Raw genomic sequence first — 18,730 nt, forward strand, 5'->3', positions numbered from 1 at the left:
AACGACGGGTGCGGCAGGATGGGCTCATGAGCGACGAGAACCCCACGCTGCCGTACCCCGCGTCCCGCGGCGAGCATCCCACTCTCGTGCTGCCCGGCGACGGCATCGCGCAGCAGCCGCCGGCACGTCGACGCCGCTGGCCGTGGGTGCTGCTGATCATCGTCGTCGTGCTCGCCGTGCTCGCCGTGGCCGCGGAGTTCCTCGCTCGGGCGATCCTGCCCGGCGCCGTCCGCTCAATCGTCATCGAGCAGCTCGACCTGCCTGCAGACCAGCAGTTGGAGGTCGACGCCGGTGGCCTCCTCCTCCCGCAGCTGCTCGGCGGGCGCCTGGATGCTCTGCACCTCTCGACCGACTCCCTCACCTGGCAGGGCGTCACCGGAGCGGTCGACGTCACGGCGACCGGAGTCGCGCTCGACGGAAGCACGCTCGACGCGGCCTCGGGCACCATCCGCATCGACGAGACGCAGTTCACGCAGTTGCTCGAGGGCTCGGAGATCCCGGGTGATGACGTGTCCTTCGACGCACCGGATGCGACCATCAGTGGGGAGGTGCAGGTGCTCGGCATGAACCTCCCGGTCTCCGTCACCGTGACGCCTGGTGTCTCCGACGGGGATCTGCAACTGACCCCGCGGTCGATCACGATCGGCGGACTCGCCGTCGACGCGGATCAGGTGCAGTCGACCCTCGGCTCCTTCGGTGGAGAGCTCACCCGGACGCAGACGATCTGCATCGCGGATCAGCTTCCTGCGGGCCTCACGCTCACGGGCCTCGAGATCGACGGCACTGCAGCGGTCATCGATGTGGACGTCGACGGCGGGATCGTCAGCGACGAGGCCCTCCAGCAGCCGGGCAGCTGCGCGCAGGAGTGACCCCGGCTCAGCGGTCCGCGTCCGGACCATCCGCCTCGTGCAGCGCCTGCTGCGCCGCGCGGAGCTCCGATGTCGCGATGCGAACATCGACCTCGGCCCGCTGCACCCGGCGCTGCGGGAACGTGGATGCTCCGAAGCGCGCGCCGACCCGATCCTGTTCCTCCTCGTGCGAGGTGACGATGTAGGCGCAGGTGAGCAGCATCACCTGCGCCGACAGGTTCAGCCAGATGAGCAGAGCCAGCAGCGATGCGAACGACGCCAGCAGCGGGTTGTTCGAGGCCCCGCCGACGAACAGCGCCGACAGCTCCTGCAGAGCCAGCAGACCGACCCCGCCGATCAGCGCACCCGTCCACAGCGACCGCCCCGAGACGCGCAGGCCCGACAGGAGCCGGAACACGCCGACGAGCAGCAGCGCGTCGAGGGCGAACACGACGAGGAGCGACAGTCCACGGATGCCGAGCGCCGCAGCATCCTCGTCGAACCCGAGGATGTCGGCGAGCCACGAGATGCCCACGTTGCCGGCGATGCTGATCAGCGCGGATGCGATGAACGCGGCGCCGATCCCCACCGCCAGCAGCAGGTTCCGCAGCAGCACCCAGATCCACAGCAGATCGTCGTGCGCGGTTCCGGCGATGAGGCGCACCGCGGTGCGCAGCGACCCGATCGCTCCCAGGGCGGCACCCGCCAGCGCCAGGAGCGACACGATGCCGGTGACCGAGAACGCCACGGGGGCGCGCAGTTCGTCCGCGTCGACCACGCCGTCCGCGCCGATCAGGCCCGGCACGGCGGACTGCACCGCGTCGATCAGCGCACGCCAGGCGTCGGGGTTGCCCGAGAGCCAGAGGCCGGCGACCGAGAATCCGAGCAGGAGCCCGGCGAACACGCTGAACAGCGCGCGGTACGTGATGCTGTCCGCGAGCATGGGCCCTCGGCGCTCGCTGTAGAGCAGATACGCCCGCACCGGCCTGAGAGTCAACGCCCAGCGGATCGCCGCGGCGATCGCACGGGGGATCGGACCGGGGGTGGCGGGAGCGCTCGTCTGCATGGGGGTGCTCATGCCGCCACCCTATGAGCCGATGGAGGGGAGCCACAGGGGATTGACGCGGCGCGTCACCCTGACCAAGCCGCAAGTGGCGGTGCCCTAGAATCGGGTCAGCTCGAACCGCGCCCCGCATGCGCGTTCCCTCCCCATGATTGGTTCTCCGTGCATTCCGCTGCCGACTCGCTCGCTCCCGACTGGCTCGTCGTCCCCGAGGATGTGAACGACCTCGTCACCGCGGTCTGGCCGGCCTCCGCTCGGAGGGACGCCGACGGCGCCCTCGTGATCGCTGGCGTGAGCGCACCCTCCCTCGCGCAGACCTTCGGCACCCCGCTCCTCGTCCTCGACGAGGACGAGGTGCGCACCAGGGCCAGGACGTTCCGCGAATCGTTCGACGCAGCCGCCGCTGAGAACGGCACGACCGCGCAGGTCTACTACGCCGGCAAGGCGTTCCTCAGCACCACTGTGGCGCGCTGGGTCGTCGACGAGGGGCTCAGGGTCGACGTCTGCACCGGTGGAGAGCTCGAGGTCGCGCTCGCGGCAGGAGTCGCTCCCGCGTCGATCGGCTTCCACGGGAACAACAAGTCCACCGCCGAGCTCGAGCGCGCCGTCGAGGTCGGCGTCGGATCGATCATCGTCGACAGTGCGATCGAGATCGAGCGGCTCGCCGCCATCACTGCCCGGCTGGATGCGACGCAGCGCGTCTTCGTCCGAGCGATCAGCGGTGTGCACGCCGAGACCCACGACTTCCTCGCTACGGCGCACGAGGACCAGAAGTTCGGCTTCCCGCTCGAGGACGCGGCGGCCGCCGTGGCCCGCATCCGGGAGATCCCCGGCCTCGAGCTCGCCGGCCTGCACTGCCACATCGGCTCGCAGATCTTCGGGGTCGCCGGATTCCGCGAGTCCGCCTCCCGTCTTCTCGAGCTGCACGCCGAGCTCCTCGAGGGCGGCCCCGTACCGCAGCTCAACCTCGGAGGCGGATTCGGCATCGCCTACACGCGTGTCGACGACCCGACGCCGATCCAGACACTCGCCGGCGAGATCGTCTCCGCCGTTGCCGAGGGCTGCGCGGCGCGCGGCATCGACGTTCCGGCACTCGCCTTCGAACCCGGTCGCGCGATCATCGGCACTGCCGGGGTCACGCTCTACGAGGTCGGCACCACCAAGGACGTCGTGCTCGAGTCGGGGGCTGTGCGCCGCTACGTGAGCGTCGACGGCGGCATGAGCGACAACGCGCGGCCGGCGCTCTACGGCGCGCAGTACTCGGCGCGACTCGCTTCGCGCACCGGCATCGGCGCACCGCAGCTCAGCCGCGTCGTCGGCAAGCACTGCGAATCCGGAGACATCGTCGTCGACCACGAGTACCTCCCCGAGGATCTCGTCCCCGGCGATCTGCTCGCGGTTCCGGTGACCGGTGCGTATTGCGCCCCGCTCGCGAGCAACTACAACCACGTACCCCGTCCGCCGGTCGTCGCGATCCGCGACGGCCGGGCACAGGTCATCGTCCGCGGCGAGACGATCGCCGACGTGTTGGCACGGGATGCCGGGATCGTCCCGGCTTCCGTCGTCACCGCCGAACGCTGACCGATCCGCCGCAGGCGGATCAGCTTCACCGATACATCTCCGAAGGAGTCCCCATGACTGAGTACCGACGACTGCGCGTGGCGCTGCTGGGCGCCGGAGCGGTCGGTTCGCAGGTCGCGTCCCTGCTGCTGCGCCACGGCGATGAGCTCGCCGACCGCGCGGGTGCCGCTCTCGAACTGGCCGGCATCGCGGTGCGCGACGTCGATGCGCCGCGCGACGTCGACCTGCCGCGCGAGCTGTTCACCACCGACGCGGAGTCGCTGGTGCTCGGTGCGGACATCGTGATCGAGCTCATCGGCGGCATCGAGCCGGCACGCACGAGCATCCTGCAGGCCATCGGTGCCGGCGCCGACGTCGTGACGGCCAACAAGGCGCTGCTCGCGACCCACGGTCCCGAGCTCTTCGAGGCCGCCGATCGCGTGGGCGCGTCCGTCTACTACGAGGCCGCTGCGGCCGGGGCGATCCCGATCATCCGCCCGCTGCGCGACTCGCTCGCCGGCGACCGCGTCGTGCGCATCATGGGCATCGTCAACGGCACCACGAACTACATCCTCGACCGCATGGACACCGAGGGTGCGGACTTCGCCGAGGTGCTCGCCGACGCGCAGCGCCTGGGCTACGCCGAGGCGGACCCGACGGCCGACGTCGAGGGTCACGACGCCGCGCAGAAGGCCGCGATCCTCGCGAGCCTGGCCTTCCACACGACGGTCCCGCTGGAAGCGGTGCACTGCGAGGGCATCACTTCGGTGACCGCATCGATGATCCAGGAGGCGCGTGCCGCCGGATTCGTCATCAAGCTGCTCGCCGTCTGCGAGCGGATCGAGGTCGACGGTGCCGAGTCGATCTCCGTGCGCGTGTATCCCGCGCTGGTGCCCCAGTCGCACCCGCTGGCCAACGTGCACGGAGCGAACAACGCGGTCTTCGTCGAGGCCGAGGCCGCAGGCTCGCTCATGTTCTACGGTGCCGGCGCCGGTGGCGTCCAGACCGCATCCGCCGTGCTCGGAGATGTCGTCTCCGCCGCGCGTCGGCACATCGCCGGCGGCGTGGGGGTCGGCGAGTCGACCAGGGCGAACCTCCCGATCGTCCCGATCGGTCACGTCACGACGCGCTATCAGATCACCCTCCAGGTCTCCGACGCACCCGGAGTGCTCGCCACGGTCGCGAGCACGCTCAGCGACGGCGGCGTCTCGGTCGCCACGGTCGTGCAGACCGTCGAGGGCGAGGACGAGCCCACCGCGCGTCTCATCATCGGCACGCACCGCGCCACCGAGGAGGCGCTCAGCGCCACCGTGACGGCTCTCGCCGAGAGCCCGGTCGTCGAGCGCGTGGTCTCCGTGCTGCGCGTCGAAGGCGAATGACGATGCCCGTCGGACGCACCGTCGAGGTCACGGTCCCCGCGACCAGCGCCAACCTCGGCCCCGGCTTCGACACGCTCGGCCTCGCGCTCAGCGTCTACGACACGCTCGAGGTCACCGAGCTGCCCGCCGGTGAGCTCGAGATCGAGGTCGAGGGATCCGGCGCGACCGAGATCCCTCGAGACGCCTCGAACCTCATCGTGCGCACGATCGAGCACGTCTACCGCGACCTCGGTCGCCCCATGCCCGGACTGCGCATCTCCGCCGTCAACGGCGTGCCGCACGGGCGCGGACTCGGCTCGTCGGGTGCCGCCGTGACCGCGGGGATCCTCGCGGCCAAGGGTCTTCTCGAGGGCGAGGTCGAGATCTCCGACGAGGATCTGCTGCGTCTCGCCACCGAGATCGAGGGTCATCCCGACAACGTCGCACCTGCGCTGTTCGGCGGACTCACGATCGCATGGGTGGGGGAGAAGGGGCCGCAGCACAAGAAGCTGCTCGTGCACCGCGGGGTCTCACCGCTCGTGCTCGTGCCGTCGTACACGATGTCGACCTCCAAGGCCCGCTCTTTGCAGCCGCCGCAGGTCTCCACCGAGGACGCCGTGTTCAACGTCTCGCGGTCTGCGCTGCTGATCGCCGCGCTCATGCAGAGTCCTGAGTTGCTGCTGGACGCCACGGCCGATCGCCTGCACCAGGACTACCGCGCCGAGGCGATGCCCGAGACGCAGCGGCTCGTGCAGGCGCTGCGTGCCGAGGGATTCGCCGCGGTCGTCTCGGGCGCAGGCCCGAGCGTGCTCGTGCTCGCCGACGGGCCCGGCAGCCGCCAGGATGCCGTCGAGCTCGCCACTCGCATCACCGACACCCCGTGGGAGGCCCTGCTGCTCGCCGTCGACGTGCGTGGTGGTACAGTGGGGAATCGAGCGGAGGGCTCCACGTAACTGCGTGAATCTGGCCCCATTGCAACTCTGCAGGACCCGCACGCAAACCCTTCACGCACTGTTCTTCTGAGACACCAGTGCCGAAGCCGGCTGGCGCCGAGCGTCAGCCCGTGCGATCGTGCGCAGCACCCGTTGCGCGCGTGACGCTCATGTCTCCGAGACCAAAGAGGGAGCACTCGTGGAGAACTTCTCCGAGACCCAGAACGACGCGGCACCCGCCGCAGAAGCAGCGGCACCCGCCGCCGAGACCGTCGCCGCACCGGCGCGCAAGCGCGCGCCTCGTCGCGCGACGACCGCCACCGCCGCAGCGAAGGCCGAGACCGCGGCTGCGGTCGAGTCGGCCGCAGCCGTGGAGTCCGGGCCCGCGCCCGACTCCGCACCCTCCGAAGCGGCTCCCGCCGAGGACGCAGCGCCCAAGGCGAAGGCCCCCCGTCGCAGCCGTGCGAAGAAGGCGGATGCCGAGGCACCCGCGGCCGATGCCGCCGCTGCGAGCGAGGCACCGGCCGCTGCAGACGCCCCGGCCGACGCGGCCGAGGCCCCGGCGAAGGCCCCCCGCAGCCGTCGCAAGAAGGTCGAGGCCCCCGCCGCGGAGGCCGCCGCCGAGACGACCTCATCCGATGAGGCCGCCGTCGAGGCGCCTGCGGAGAAGCCGGCTCGCGCTCCGCGCAAGCCCAAGGCCGACAACGCCGCACCTGCGGAGACCAGCTCCGACGCGTCAGTCGAGAGCACCGCACCTGCCGCCGAGGCGCCCAGCGAAGGCGCCGATGGCGAGGAGCAGGGCGGCCGTGGCCGCAGTCGCAACCGCAGCCGCAGCCGTGGTCGCGGACAGGCCGGCAACGGTGGCAACGCGAACGCCAACGGCAACAACACGAACGGCAATGGCCAGTCCTCGAACGACAACGGTTCGCAGAGCGCATCCGCCGACGATGAGCAGGGCTCGTCGAATGGCCGCAACCGCCAGCGCAACAAGCGCCGCACCGGCGGAGCCCCGACCGACGAGTTCGACACCGAGATCGGCGAGGACGACGTCCTGATCCCGATCGCCGGCATCCTCGACGTCCTCGACAACTACGCGTTCGTCCGCACGACCGGCTACCTCGCCGGGCCCAGCGACGTCTACGTCTCGCTCGGCCAGGTGAAGAAGTACAACCTCCGCAAGGGCGACGCGATCGTCGGCTCGATCAAGCAGCCGCGCGAAGGCGAGCAGCAGGGCCGTCAGAAGTACAACGCCCTGGTCAAGGTCGACTCGATCAACGGCCTGTCGGTCGACGACGCCGCCACTCGTGTCGAGTTCGGCAAGCTGACGCCGCTGTACCCGCAGGAGCGCCTGCGCCTGGAGACCGCTCCCGAGAAGCTCACGCAGCGCATCATCGACCTCGTCGCCCCGATCGGCAAGGGTCAGCGCGGCCTCATCGTCGCCCCGCCCAAGGCGGGCAAGACGATCGTCCTGCAGCAGATCGCCAACGCGATCGCGCAGAACAACCCCGAGGTGCACCTCATGGTCGTCCTCGTGGACGAGCGTCCCGAAGAGGTCACCGACATGCAGCGCACGGTGAAGGGCGAGGTCGTCGCCTCGACCTTCGACCGCCCGGCTGAGGACCACACCACGGTCGCCGAGCTGGCGATCGAGCGTGCCAAGCGTCTGGTCGAGCTCGGCCGCGACGTCGTCGTGCTGCTCGACTCGATCACCCGCCTCGGCCGTGCGTACAACATCTCGGCACCTGCATCCGGTCGTGTGCTCACCGGTGGTGTCGATGCATCGGCGCTGTACCCGCCCAAGCGCTTCTTCGGCGCGGCACGCAACATCGAGAACGGCGGATCGCTCACGATCCTCGCCACGGCGCTCGTCGAGACCGGATCCAAGATGGACGAGGTCATCTTCGAGGAGTTCAAGGGCACGGGCAACAGCGAGCTGCGTCTGTCGCGTCAGCTCGCCGACAAGCGCATCTTCCCCGCCGTCGACGTCAACGCGTCCAGCACCCGCCGCGAGGAGATGCTCCTCTCGCCCGACGAGGTCAAGATCACCTGGAAGCTGCGTCGCGCCCTCGCGGGCCTCGACACCCAGCAGGCGCTGGAGGTCGTGCTCGGCAAGCTCAAGGAGACGCACTCGAACGTCGAGTTCCTCGTGCAGATGCAGAAGTCGATCCCGGCGCCGGCGAACGGTTCGGGTCACGGGCACGAGAACAACATCCGCTGAGCCGTGTTCGAGTCCGTCCAGGCGCTCATCGACGAACACCGCCGGGTCCAGGAGGAACTCTCCGACCCGGCGGTGCACGCCGACGCCGCTCGCGCGAAGCGCGTGAATCGCCGCTACGCCGAGCTGTCGAGGATCGTCGCCGCCCACGCCGCGTGGGTGGCCGCATCCGACGACCTGGATGCCGCACGTGAGCTCGCCCGCGAGGACGAGGCCTTCGCAGACGAGATCCCCGCGCTCGAGGACGGACTCCAAGCGGCGCAGGAGAAGCTGCGTCGGCTGCTGATCCCGCGCGACCCCGACGACGCCCGTGACGTGATCATGGAGATCAAGGCGGGGGAAGGCGGCGCCGAGTCCGCTCTCTTCGCCGCCGACCTGCTGCGGATGTACATCCAGTACGCCGCGTCGAAGGGGTGGAAGACCGAGCTGCTCGAGCGCAACGAGTCCGATCTCGGGGGCTACAAGGACGTGCAGGTCGCGATCAAGGGATCGTCCTCCGATCCCGCGCAGGGCGTCTGGGCCCACCTGAAGTACGAGGGCGGAGTGCACCGCGTGCAGCGCGTCCCGGCGACGGAGTCGCAGGGGCGCATCCACACCTCGACCACCGGCGTGCTCGTCTTCCCCGAGGTGGACGAACCCGAAGAGATCCAGATCGATCAGAACGATCTGAAGATCGACGTGTTCCGCTCGTCCGGGCCCGGCGGGCAGTCCGTGAACACGACCGACTCCGCGGTGCGCATCACGCACGTGCCCACCGGCATCGTGGTGTCGATGCAGAACGAGAAATCGCAGCTGCAGAACCGCGAGGCGGCCATGCGCGTGCTCCGAGCGCGCCTGCTCGCGAAGCAGCAGGAGGAGCTCGACGCCGCGGCATCCGACGCCCGCAAGTCGCAGATCCGCGGTATGGACCGCTCCGAGCGCATCCGCACGTACAACTTCCCCGAGAACCGGATCGCGGACCATCGCACCGGATTCAAGGCGTACAACCTCGACCAGGTCATGGACGGGGCGCTCGGCCCGCTCATCGACAGCGCGATCCAGGCCGACGAAGAGGCGCGACTGGCGGCGGTCGGTTCCGAATCCTGAGCCCGGCTCAGCGATATGCTCGGGCCGTGATCACCTTCCTCATCCGCTCCGCGCTGTACCTCGCCTCTGCGGGGATCGGTCTCATCGTCGCCGACCTCCTGCTCGACGGCTTCCGTATCCAGTGGGACCGCTGGTGGGGCTTCGTGATCTGCATCGTGATCTTCGCCGTGCTGCAGAGCGTGCTCGCTCCCGTGGCCTCGAAGCTCGCCGACCGCTACGCGCCCGTGCTCATGGGAGGCATCGGCATCGTCTCCACCCTGATCGCGCTCGTGATCGTCGTGCTCTTGCCGATCGGCGGGCTGCGCATCGTGGACGCCACCGGCTGGCTCCTCGGAGCCGTGATCGTGTGGCTGGTCACCGCGATCGGCAGTGCGCTGCTGCCGATGCTCTTCCTGAAGAGGAAGCCCGAGCAGCGGAAACGCTGAGACTCAGATCGAGTAGTCGGGCGCGGTCAGCAGCGCTCTGCTGTCGTCTCCGCTGAGCCGGGTCCGCGGCTTGGCCGGCACGCCGACGAGGACGCTGTCCGCGGGGGCGTCCCGGGTCACCACGGCGTTCGCGCCCACCACAGAACGCGCGCCGATCGTGATCGGACCGAGGATCTTCGCGCCGGCCCCGACGGCGACGCCGTCTCCGAGTGTCGGATGCCGCTTGCCCGAGTCCCGCGTGCGCCCGCCGAGGGTGACGCCGTGGTACAGCATCACGTCGTCACCCACCTCGGCGGTCTCGCCGATCACGACGCCCATGCCGTGATCGATGAAGAAGCGTCGGCCGATCGTCGCGCCGGGGTGGATCTCGATCCCGGTCAGCCATCGTGCGATCTGAGAACCCGCTCTGGCGGGCAGGCGCAGGCCCCGTCGCCAGAGGGCATGCGACACCCGGTGCGCCCAGATGGCGTGCAGCCCGGGGTACAACAGAGCCACCTCGGCGCTCCCTCGGGCCGCGGGGTCACGCAGTTTCGCCGCCGCGATGTCCTCGCGCATTCGACCGATCATGCTCATCGAGACGGTTCAGCTCTCGCGGAGGTCTTCGAACAGCGCGGTGGAGAGGTAGCGCTCGCCCGTGTCGGGAGCGATCACGACGATCGTCTTACCGGCGCTCTCTGGGCGTGCGGCGACCTTGAGCGCCTGAGCCACGGCGGCACCGCTCGAAATGCCCACGAGCAGGCCCTCGCGCGCCGCGAGCGCGCGTGCGGTCGAGATCGACTCGTCGAACTCGGCGGTGATGATCTCGTCGATCACATCGCGGTCGAGGATCGGCGGGACGAAGTTCGGGCCGATGCCCTGGATCTTCGCGGGTCCGGGGTGGCCCTCGGAGAGCAGCGGGGAGTCCTTCGGCTCGACGGCGATGACCTTCACCTCGGGGTTCGCCGCCTTCAGCGCCTGCCCAGTTCCGGTGATGGTACCTCCGGTGCCGATGCCAGCCACGAAGTAGTCGACCTTGCCGTCGGTGTCGCGCAGGATCTCCTGCGCGGTGGTCTCGCGGTGGATCTGCGGGTTGGCCGCGTTCTCGAACTGACGGGCCCAGACCGCGCCGGGGGTGGACTCGATGATCTCCTGCAACGTCGCGATCGCCCCCTTCATGCCCAGTGTCGGGTCGGTGAGCACGAGCTCGGCACCGAACGCCTTGAGCAGCACGCGGCGCTCCTTCGACATCGATGCGGGCATCGTGAGGATCACCTTGTAGCCACGTGCCGCGCCGACCATCGCCAGGGCGATGCCGGTGTTGCCGCTGGTGGCCTCGACGATCGTGCCGCCGGGCTTGAGCTCGCCCGACGCCTCGGCGGCGTTGACGATCGCGATCCCGATGCGGTCCTTCACGCTCGACGCGGGGTTGTAGGCCTCGAGCTTCACGAGCACGGTCGCGTCGAGCCCCTCGGTCAGGTGGTTCAGCCGCACCAGCGGGGTGCCACCGAACGCGGTCGTGATGTCGGAGTGGATGCCGGGCATGGAGAAGCCTTTCCTGAGCGGGATTCCTGATGCCCAGCCTAGGGGAGTGCCCGTGCGGCGGCGCCCGTGTGACGCGGTCCACCGCCTACGCTGGACCGTATGCCCGACACCACTCTGGATGCCGTCCTGCGCTCGGGTGCCGCCCGCCTCGCCGAGGTCGGGGTCCCAGACCCCCGCATCGATGCCGAGCTGCTCGCCGCCCATGTGCTCGACATCGGTCGGGGCGAGCTCCAGGCGGCGCTGGTGCGCGGCGACACGATCTCGGATGCTCATGTGAGTGCGTTCGAGCAGTTCATCGCGCGCCGCGCGACCCGGGAACCGCTCCAGCACATCACCGGGCGGGCGCCGTTCCGGCACCTCGAACTCGCCGTCGGGCCCGGCGTCTTCGTTCCGCGCCCGGAGACCGAGACGGTGGTGCAGATCGCGATCGACGCCCTGCTCGCCGCGCCCCGACCCGCACCGATCGGCATCGACCTCGGCACCGGAAGCGGCGCGATCGCCCTGGCGATGGCGACCGAGGTCCCGCACGCCCGGATCTTCGCCGCCGAGCTCTCACCCGACGCCTTTCCCTGGGCCCGGCGCAACACCGCGGGAGTCGAGAACCTCACTCTCGTCAACGCGGATCTGCGCGAGGCGTTCGCCGAGCTCGACGGCACGGCATCCGTCGTCATCTCGAACCCGCCCTACGTGCCGGACGCGGCGATCCCGCGCGATCCGGAGGTGCGACTGTTCGACCCGGCGATGGCCCTCTATGGCGGAGAGGACGGCCTCGATGTCGTGCGCGTGCTCAGCGTGCGTGCGCAGGAGCTGCTGCACCCGGGCGGGCTCCTGGTCATCGAGCACGGCGAGTTGCAGGGCGCCGAGATCCGGGCGATCCTCGAGGGCGACGGGTGGCGGGCCGCTGCCACGCATCGCGACCTCACCCTGCGCGATCGTGCGACGACCGCGCTCCGCGCCTGACGGCGCTCCGCCCCTCACCGCTCTCCGTGCGGCCCCGACGGAGTCCTCAGGCCGCGACGGCTAGAATCGACGGGTCATGTCTTCCATCTTCGACTGCGGCGATGAGTCCCAGCTCCTCGCCGGTATGCGTCATGCTCGTCAGGCCATCGGCCGCGGCGAGGTGATCGTGATCCCCACCGACACGGTCTACGGCGTCGGAGCCGACGCCTTCTCGCCGCAGGCGGTGCAGCGCCTCCTCGACGCCAAGGGACGAGGACGCGATCAGCCGCCGCCCGTGCTGATCGGCGCACGCGAGACGCTCGTCGCCCTGGCCGAGAGCGTCCCCGAGGCCGTCGATCGCCTCGTCGACGCCTTCTGGCCAGGCGGACTGACCATCGTCCTTCCCGCGCAGCCCTCGCTGGTGTGGGATCTCGGAGAGACCAAGGGAACGGTCGCCGTGCGGATGCCGGCCAACCGGGTGGCCCTCGAGCTGCTCGCCGAGACGGGCCCGCTCGCGGTGTCGAGCGCGAATCTCACGGGTGAAGCCGCGGCGCTCACGGCGCAGGAGGCGGAGGGCATGCTCGGCGACAGCGTGTCCGTGTACCTCGACGACGGGACGAGCGCTCAGGGTGTCGCGTCGACGATCGTCGACGCGACGTCGCTCGTGCACCGGGGCGGCGAATCCTCGACCGGTCGGGTGCGCATCCTCCGCCACGGCGCCGTCACCCGGGAGCAGCTGGAGGAGATCCTCGGCGATCTGCTCGAGCCGGAATCGTCCGCGTCGGACGAGGATTCGTGAAGCAGTATCTCCTCACGGTCATCGTCACCGCGGCCATCACGTTCGCGTTGACCTCTGTCGTGTGGCGTCTCAGTCTGCGCTACAAGCTCTACCCGGGCATCCGTGAGCGCGATGTCCACAAGACGCCGACCCCGAGACTCGGGGGAGTCGCGATCTTCCTGGGGATCGCCGCCGCCTTCGGGTTCTCCTCGTTCAATCCCTTCTTCTCCACGATCTGGATGCCGCCGCAGACGATGTGGTCGATCCTCGCCGCGGCGCTCCTCATCGCTCTCATCGGTGTCGCGGACGACCTCTGGGACCTCGACTGGCTGATCAAACTCGGCGCGCAGTTCCTCGCGGCCGGCATCATCACCGTCGGCGGCGGACTGCAGATCCTCTCCCTGCCGTTCGGCGACATGCTCGTGTTCTCGAGCGGATTGAGCATCACGATGACGATGTTCGCGATCGTCATCGTCATGAACGCCGTCAACTTCATCGACGGCCTCGACGGCCTCGTCGCCGGCGTGTGCCTCATCTCGAACGGCGTCTTCTTCGCCTACTCGTACATCGTCACGCGCGACACCGGGGCGTCGACGTTCTTCAACCTGTCGACGTTCCTCGCGGCCGTCCTCATCGGAGCCTGCCTGGGCTTCCTGCCGATGAACTGGAGCCCGGCGAAGATCTTCATGGGCGACTCCGGGGCGCTCGTGCTCGGCCTGCTGATGGCGACATCCGCGATCTCGCTGACCGGGCAGCTCGATCCCGCGGTGATCGATCCCGAGCGAATCGGCCGTTCCGGACTGCTCGGTGCCTTCATCCCGATCCTGCTGCCGCTGCTGGTCGTGCTGCTCCCGCTGCTCGATTTCGGCCTCGCCGTGCTCCGGCGCATGAGCGCCGGCAGGTCTCCGTTCTCACCGGATCGCAAGCACCTGCACCACCGGATGCTGGACCTCGGTCACCGCGACCGCGACGCCGTTCTCATCTTCTACGCCTGGACGGCGGTGATCTCCCTCGCCGTGCTGCTCATGTACGTGGGTGCGCGAGAGGACTGGCTCGGCCAGTACCTGCCCGGCGTCGTCTTCGGCGTGGTCGGCATCGCCGCCTGCCTCGTCATCACCCTGAACCCCTCCGGACGCAGACGATCTGCGTCCGGAGCCGCACCCGAGCCTCGAACCGTGGAGTCCTGATGAGCCCGAGTCCTGTGACCAGCACCCCGATCCTGCGGAGGACCCTGATCTGGTCCGCGATCGCCACCGTCGTGCTCGCGGTCGCCGCCGCAGTGGTCGGCTTCGTCGTCGCCCAGGAGCAGGGCCTCGTGAGCGGACTCCTCGGTGTGCTGATCGCCGCCGTGTTCCTCGCGATCACCGGCATCAGCATCCTCGTTGCCAATCGCTGGTACGGCGAGCCGCTCTACGTCCAGTTCTTCTTCGCGATCGTGCTCGGCGGCTGGCTCCTCAAGCTCATCGTGTTCTTCCTCGTGATCGTGGTCCTCAAGGATCAGCCGTGGGTGAACCCGGTCGTCCTCTTCGTGTCGATCGTCGCCGGCGTGTTGATGTCGCTCATCATCGACGGCATCGTGGTCAGCACGATGCGGCTGCCGAACGTCAGCGACACCTCCCTTCCGGAGGTCGCTCCAGAGGACGTCGCACCCGGCTCGTCGCCCGCCCAGGACGGCCCAGAGCGGCCGTAGAGCGGTCTTAGGCCACCCTCAGATTCTGATAGTGTTGACACGTGCCCGCCGCTCGTCTCGCGAGCGCTTGCGCTGTGAAGCACACCGACCATCGTCGCCCCGGTTCTGACCGGTGCCCCGAAGCTGGAGCCCGCGCTGTTCAATCTTGCTGCGACCCTCATGCCCAGACTCGCCACTGACGGCGAGTTCCACGGACCGTCGATCGATGAGTTCTTCCCCGACGCGGTCTTCCAGATCGGTGATCTGGTCATCCACCGGATCCACCTGATCCAGTTCCTGGCCACTGTCGTGGTCGTGCTTCTGCTGTGGCTCGGCACGCGCCGCATGCGCGTCGTCCCCGGACGCTTCCAGAGCGTCGTCGAGATGGGCCTCGACTTCGTGCGGGTGAACATCGCCGAGGATCTGCTCGGGCGCAAGGACGGCCGTCGATTCATGCCGATCCTCGCGACCATGTTCTTCATGATCCTGTTCATGAACATCACGGGCATCATCCCGTTCTTGAACATCGCGGGTACGAGCATCATCGCCGTGCCGCTGCTGCTGGCGATCGTCAGCTACGTGACGTTCATCTACGCGGGCATCAAGAAGAGCCCGAAGAACTTCTTCAAGAACTCGCTGTTCCCCGCGGGCGTCCCGCCGTTCCTCTACATCATCGTGACGCCGCTCGAGTTCCTCTCGACGTTCATCATCCGTCCTGTCACGCTGACCCTCCGACTGCTGATGAACATGATCGTCGGGCACCTCATGCTCGTGCTGTTCTTCTCGGCCACGCAGTTCTTCCTCTTCACCCTCGGCAGCGGCTGGATCGCCCTCGGCGCCGGCACCCTCGCCTTCGGATTCGCCTTCACCCTGTTCGAGGTCCTCGTGGCCTTCCTGCAGGCCTACGTCTTCACCATCCTCACCGCGGTCTACATCCAGCTCGCGGTCGCAGAAGAGCACTGAGCCCACCAGACACTGAGCGGGTCGGCAAACACCTGCCTTCCCACCCAACGAAAGGAAAAACCCGTGGACGCAACTACGGTTCTCGCTGAAATCTCCGGCAACATCGGCACCGTCGGCTACGGCCTCGCAGCAATCGGCCCGGCCATCGGCGTGGGTATCGTCGTCGGCAAGACGATCGAGGGCGTCGCCCGTCAGCCCGAGCTGGCCGGTCGCCTGCAGGTCCTGATGTGGATCGGTATCGCCTTCACCGAGGCGCTCGCCTTCATCGGCATCGCGACCTACTTCATCTTCCAGGGCTGACCCACCAGTTTTCGATAAGGAGACAGGATGCTGAACGCTCTTGTCACGCACGCCGCGGAGGAGGCGGGTCACAACCCGCTGATCCCCGCGTGGTACGACATCATCTGGTCTGCGGTCTGCTTCGTCGTCATCCTGATCGTGGTGTGGAAGGTCGCACTGCCCAAGATGTACGCACTGCTCGACGCCCGCTCCGCGGCCATCGAGGGCAACATCGCCAAGGCCGACGAGGCCCAGAAGCAGGCTGAGGCCGCGCTCGAGGAGTACACGAAGCAGCTCGCCGAGGCGCGCACCGAGGCCGGAGAGATCCGTGAGGCCGCCCGTGAGGACGGCAAGAAGATCGTTTCCGAGGCCAAGGACGCGGCGTCGACCGAGGCCGCTCGCATCACCGCCACCGCGCACACGCAGATCGAGGCGGAGCGCCAGGCCGCTCTGGTCTCGCTGCGCAGCGAGGTCGGCACGCTCGCCCTCGACCTCGCCGGCGGCGTGGTCGGAGAGACGCTGTCCGACGACGCACGTGCGACGGCTGTCGTCGATCGCTTCCTCGCCGACCTCGAGGCATCGGAAAAGGCGGCTCAGTAATGGGCAGCGCGACCACTCAGGCACTCGCGGCATCCACTGAGGCGCTTGCCGCGGCGTCGGGCGTGAGCCTCGACACTGCGCGGGAGCTGTTCGCTGCCGCGAGCGCCGTCGGCGACTCGACCCAGTTGAGCGGCGCGCTCGCAGACCCTGCGGCTCCGGCCGCGGCGCGTCAGAACGTCGTCGCCTCGGTGTTCGGCGGATTCTCCGAGACCACCCGTGGTCTGCTGGGGGCCGTCGTCGCCGAGCGCTGGTCCTCGGCATCCGATCTGGTCGACGGGATCGAGGAGCTCGCCATCCGGGCCACCGCGATCGCGGAGCCGCAGGCGGACATCGAGGGCGAGATCTTCGGCTTCACCAGGGTGATCGCCGACAACGCCGACCTCGAGCTCGCTCTGGGCGGTCGACTCGGCGGAAGCGACGCCAAGGGAGCCCTCGTCGAGCGTCTGCTCGCCGGGGGAGCCGGTGCCGGTTCCACGCTCATCGTGTCGTCCCTCGTCCGTCGGCCGCGCGATCGTCGGGTCCGGCAGCTGCTCAGCCGCGCGCTGAGAATCGTCTCGAGCCAGCGCGGCCGCGTCGTCGCGACGGTGCACAGCGCGACGTCGATCAGCGACGCGCAGCGAGCCCGGCTCAGCACGGCTCTCTCGAGCCGTTACGGCGGCCAGGTCTCGCTCAACGTCGTCATCGACCCCTCCGTCGTCGGAGGGCTGCGCGTGCAGATCGCCGACGACGTCATCGACGGCAGCATCGCAGCCCGTCTCGCCGATCTTCGCCAGAAGCTCGCCGGCTAACACGACTTCGCGCGGGGAACCGCGCACCCAGATACAAAGGGAAGACAATGGCAGAACTATCGATCAGCCCCGACGTCATCCGTGACGCGCTGAAGGACTTCGCCGCCGCGTACGAGCCCACCGGCGCTGCAGCGACCGAGGTCGGCACGGTCATCGACGCCGCCGACGGCATCGCCCACGTCGAGGGACTGCCCGGCGTCATGGCGAACGAGCTCGTGACCTTCGGCGACGGCACCAAGGGCCTCGCCCTGAACCTCGACGAGCACGAGATCGGTGTTGTCGTCCTCGGCGACTTCACCGGCATCGAGGCCGGCCAGGAGGTCACCCGCACGGGTGAGGTCCTCTCCGTCCCCGTCGGCGACGGCTACCTCGGTCGCGTCGTAGACCCGCTCGGCAACCCGATCGACGGCCTCGGCCCGGTCGCCACCACCGGCGTCCGCGAGCTCGAGCTCCAGGCGCCCGGTGTCATGCAGCGCAAGTCGGTGCACGAGCCCATGCAGACCGGTATCAAGGCCATCGACGCGATGATCCCGGTCGGCCGTGGTCAGCGTCAGCTGATCATCGGCGACCGCCAGACCGGCAAGACCGCGATCGCGCTCGACACGATCATCAATCAGAAGGCCAACTGGGAGTCCGGCGACGTCAACAAGCAGGTCCGCTGCATCTACGTCGCCATCGGTCAGAAGGGCTCGACGATCGCCTCCGTCAAGGGTGCGCTCGAAGAGGCCGGTGCTCTGGAGTACACGACGATCGTCGCCGCTCCGGCATCCGACCCCGCCGGCTTCAAGTACATCGCTCCCTACACGGGTTCCGCGATCGGCCAGCACTGGATGTACGAGGGCAAGCACGTCCTCATCATCTTCGACGACCTGTCGAAGCAGGCCGAGGCCTACCGCGCCGTGTCGCTGCTGCTGCGCCGTCCGCCGGGCCGCGAGGCATACCCCGGCGACGTCTTCTACCTGCACTCCCGTCTGCTGGAGCGTTGCGCGAAGCTCTCCGACGAGCTCGGCGCCGGCTCGATGACGGGTCTGCCCATCATCGAGACGAAGGCCAACGACGTCTCGGCGTACATCCCGACCAACGTGATCTCGATCACCGACGGCCAGATCTTCCTCCAGTCCGACCTCTTCAACGCCAACCAGCGTCCGGCGGTCGACGTGGGTATCTCGGTCTCGCGAGTCGGTGGTGACGCTCAGGTCAAGTCGATCAAGAAGGTCTCCGGAACGTTGAAGCTGGAGCTCGCGCAGTACCGCTCGCTCGAGGCGTTCGCGATGTTCGCATCCGACCTCGACCAGGCGTCGCGTCGTCAGCTCTCGCGCGGTGCGCGTCTGACCGAGCTGCTCAAGCAGCCGCAGTACTCGCCGTACCCGGTCGAGGAGCAGGTCGTCTCGATCTGGGCCGGAACCAACGGCAAGCTCGACACGATCGAGGTCGAGGATGTGCTGCGGTTCGAGCGCGAACTGCTCGACTACCTGCGTCGCAACACCACGGTGCTCGACACCCTGCGCGAGACGAACGTCCTCGACGATGACACCGTCGCGGAGCTCGGCAAGCACACCGATGCGTTCATCCTGGAGTTCCAGGGCGGCAAGGGCCACGCCATCGGCGCCCCTGGTCACGAGGAGCACGCGGCAGCCGAGGCCGAGGACGTCAACCAGGAGAAGATCGTCAAGGGTCGTCGCGCGTAATCGCGCGAGGTACTGATT

19 protein-coding genes are annotated in these 18,730 nt (G+C 68.8%); 16 read left to right on the top strand and 3 right to left on the bottom strand.

The features are described from left to right. Nucleotides 1–26 precede the first annotated feature (26 nt). Nucleotides 27–869 carry an LmeA family phospholipid-binding protein gene (locus ACI3KS_RS06655; protein WP_404916478.1) on the top strand — a complete coding sequence of 281 codons (843 nt, stop codon included), beginning with the start codon at nucleotides 27–29 and terminating at the stop codon, nucleotides 867–869. Nucleotides 870–876: 7 nt separating this feature from the next. Here the strand turns inward: ACI3KS_RS06655 and ACI3KS_RS06660 are convergent, their stop codons facing one another. Further along, nucleotides 877–1,926, bottom strand: a complete 1,050-nt coding sequence (locus ACI3KS_RS06660) for a YihY/virulence factor BrkB family protein (RefSeq protein ID WP_404916480.1) — start codon at nucleotides 1,924–1,926, stop codon at nucleotides 877–879. Between the two features lie 147 nt (nucleotides 1,927–2,073). On the opposite strand from ACI3KS_RS06660, the gene lysA reads away from it, so the two are divergent. The 6 genes from lysA to ACI3KS_RS06690 all read left to right on the top strand — a co-directional run bounded on the left by lysA (nucleotide 2,074) and on the right by ACI3KS_RS06690 (nucleotide 9,487). Beyond that, nucleotides 2,074–3,492, top strand: a complete 1,419-nt coding sequence (gene lysA / locus ACI3KS_RS06665; protein WP_404916482.1) for a diaminopimelate decarboxylase — start codon at nucleotides 2,074–2,076, stop codon at nucleotides 3,490–3,492. 53 nt (nucleotides 3,493–3,545) lie between these two features. Next, nucleotides 3,546–4,850 carry a homoserine dehydrogenase gene (locus tag ACI3KS_RS06670; RefSeq protein ID WP_404916484.1) on the top strand — a complete coding sequence of 435 codons (1,305 nt, stop codon included), beginning with the start codon at nucleotides 3,546–3,548 and terminating at the stop codon, nucleotides 4,848–4,850. After that, nucleotides 4,847–5,782 (top strand): homoserine kinase, encoded by a 936-nt coding sequence (gene thrB / locus ACI3KS_RS06675; protein WP_404916486.1) that lies wholly within the window; start codon nucleotides 4,847–4,849, stop codon nucleotides 5,780–5,782. Before ACI3KS_RS06670 ends, thrB begins: the two co-directional genes overlap by 4 nt. Before the next feature lie 178 nt (nucleotides 5,783–5,960). Then, nucleotides 5,961–7,979: a transcription termination factor Rho gene (gene rho / locus ACI3KS_RS06680; RefSeq protein ID WP_404916488.1), complete on the top strand. Its 2,019-nt coding sequence runs from the start codon at nucleotides 5,961–5,963 to the stop codon at nucleotides 7,977–7,979. Nucleotides 7,980–7,982: 3 nt separating this feature from the next. Beyond that, nucleotides 7,983–9,062 (top strand): peptide chain release factor 1, encoded by a 1,080-nt coding sequence (gene prfA, locus ACI3KS_RS06685; protein WP_404916490.1) that lies wholly within the window; start codon nucleotides 7,983–7,985, stop codon nucleotides 9,060–9,062. 26 nt (nucleotides 9,063–9,088) lie between these two features. Beyond that, on the top strand, nucleotides 9,089–9,487 hold the full coding sequence (locus ACI3KS_RS06690; protein ID WP_404916492.1) for a hypothetical protein: 399 nt from the start codon (nucleotides 9,089–9,091) through the stop codon (nucleotides 9,485–9,487). Nucleotides 9,488–9,490: 3 nt separating this feature from the next. Here ACI3KS_RS06690 and epsC read toward each other — a convergent pair whose 3' ends face one another. After that, nucleotides 9,491–10,060, bottom strand: coding sequence for a serine O-acetyltransferase EpsC (gene epsC / locus ACI3KS_RS06695; RefSeq protein WP_404916494.1), 570 nt, complete (start codon nucleotides 10,058–10,060; stop codon nucleotides 9,491–9,493). 9 nt (nucleotides 10,061–10,069) lie between these two features. After that, complete coding sequence (cysK, locus tag ACI3KS_RS06700; protein WP_404916496.1) at nucleotides 10,070–11,008, bottom strand: cysteine synthase A; 939 nt, start codon at nucleotides 11,006–11,008, stop codon at nucleotides 10,070–10,072. A 99-nt stretch (nucleotides 11,009–11,107) separates the two neighbouring features. On the opposite strand from cysK, the gene prmC reads away from it, so the two are divergent. The 9 genes from prmC to atpA all read left to right on the top strand — a co-directional run bounded on the left by prmC (nucleotide 11,108) and on the right by atpA (nucleotide 18,712). Further along, the gene (prmC, locus tag ACI3KS_RS06705) at nucleotides 11,108–11,968 is read left to right on the top strand and encodes a peptide chain release factor N(5)-glutamine methyltransferase (protein ID WP_404916498.1); all 861 of its coding nucleotides are present in this window, start codon (nucleotides 11,108–11,110) and stop codon (nucleotides 11,966–11,968) included. Nucleotides 11,969–12,044: 76 nt separating this feature from the next. Then, complete coding sequence (locus ACI3KS_RS06710; protein ID WP_404916500.1) at nucleotides 12,045–12,746, top strand: L-threonylcarbamoyladenylate synthase; 702 nt, start codon at nucleotides 12,045–12,047, stop codon at nucleotides 12,744–12,746. After that, a complete protein-coding gene (locus tag ACI3KS_RS06715) occupies nucleotides 12,743–13,912 on the top strand; it encodes a glycosyltransferase family 4 protein (protein WP_404916502.1) in 1,170 nt (389 codons plus the stop codon). The genes ACI3KS_RS06710 and ACI3KS_RS06715 overlap by 4 nt, the downstream gene beginning before the upstream one ends. Then, nucleotides 13,912–14,415: a hypothetical protein gene (locus ACI3KS_RS06720; protein ID WP_404916504.1), complete on the top strand. Its 504-nt coding sequence runs from the start codon at nucleotides 13,912–13,914 to the stop codon at nucleotides 14,413–14,415. Before ACI3KS_RS06715 ends, ACI3KS_RS06720 begins: the two co-directional genes overlap by 1 nt. A gap of 159 nt (nucleotides 14,416–14,574) precedes the next feature. Next, nucleotides 14,575–15,357, top strand: coding sequence for a F0F1 ATP synthase subunit A (gene atpB, locus ACI3KS_RS06725; protein WP_404916506.1), 783 nt, complete (start codon nucleotides 14,575–14,577; stop codon nucleotides 15,355–15,357). A gap of 63 nt (nucleotides 15,358–15,420) precedes the next feature. Further along, complete coding sequence (atpE, locus tag ACI3KS_RS06730) at nucleotides 15,421–15,657, top strand: ATP synthase F0 subunit C (RefSeq protein WP_404916508.1); 237 nt, start codon at nucleotides 15,421–15,423, stop codon at nucleotides 15,655–15,657. Between the two features lie 27 nt (nucleotides 15,658–15,684). Next, nucleotides 15,685–16,236 (top strand): F0F1 ATP synthase subunit B, encoded by a 552-nt coding sequence (locus tag ACI3KS_RS06735; RefSeq protein WP_404916510.1) that lies wholly within the window; start codon nucleotides 15,685–15,687, stop codon nucleotides 16,234–16,236. Continuing rightward, entirely contained in the window at nucleotides 16,236–17,024 is a 789-nt protein-coding gene (locus ACI3KS_RS06740) for a F0F1 ATP synthase subunit delta (RefSeq protein ID WP_404916512.1), read from the top strand. Before ACI3KS_RS06735 ends, ACI3KS_RS06740 begins: the two co-directional genes overlap by 1 nt. A gap of 47 nt (nucleotides 17,025–17,071) precedes the next feature. Further along, a complete protein-coding gene (atpA, locus tag ACI3KS_RS06745; protein ID WP_404916514.1) occupies nucleotides 17,072–18,712 on the top strand; it encodes a F0F1 ATP synthase subunit alpha in 1,641 nt (546 codons plus the stop codon). The last annotated feature ends 18 nt before the right edge of the window (nucleotides 18,713–18,730 follow it).

This window comes from Microbacterium sp. ZW T5_45, assembly GCF_044987415.1.
Classification (GTDB): Bacteria; Actinomycetota; Actinomycetes; order Actinomycetales; family Microbacteriaceae; genus Microbacterium.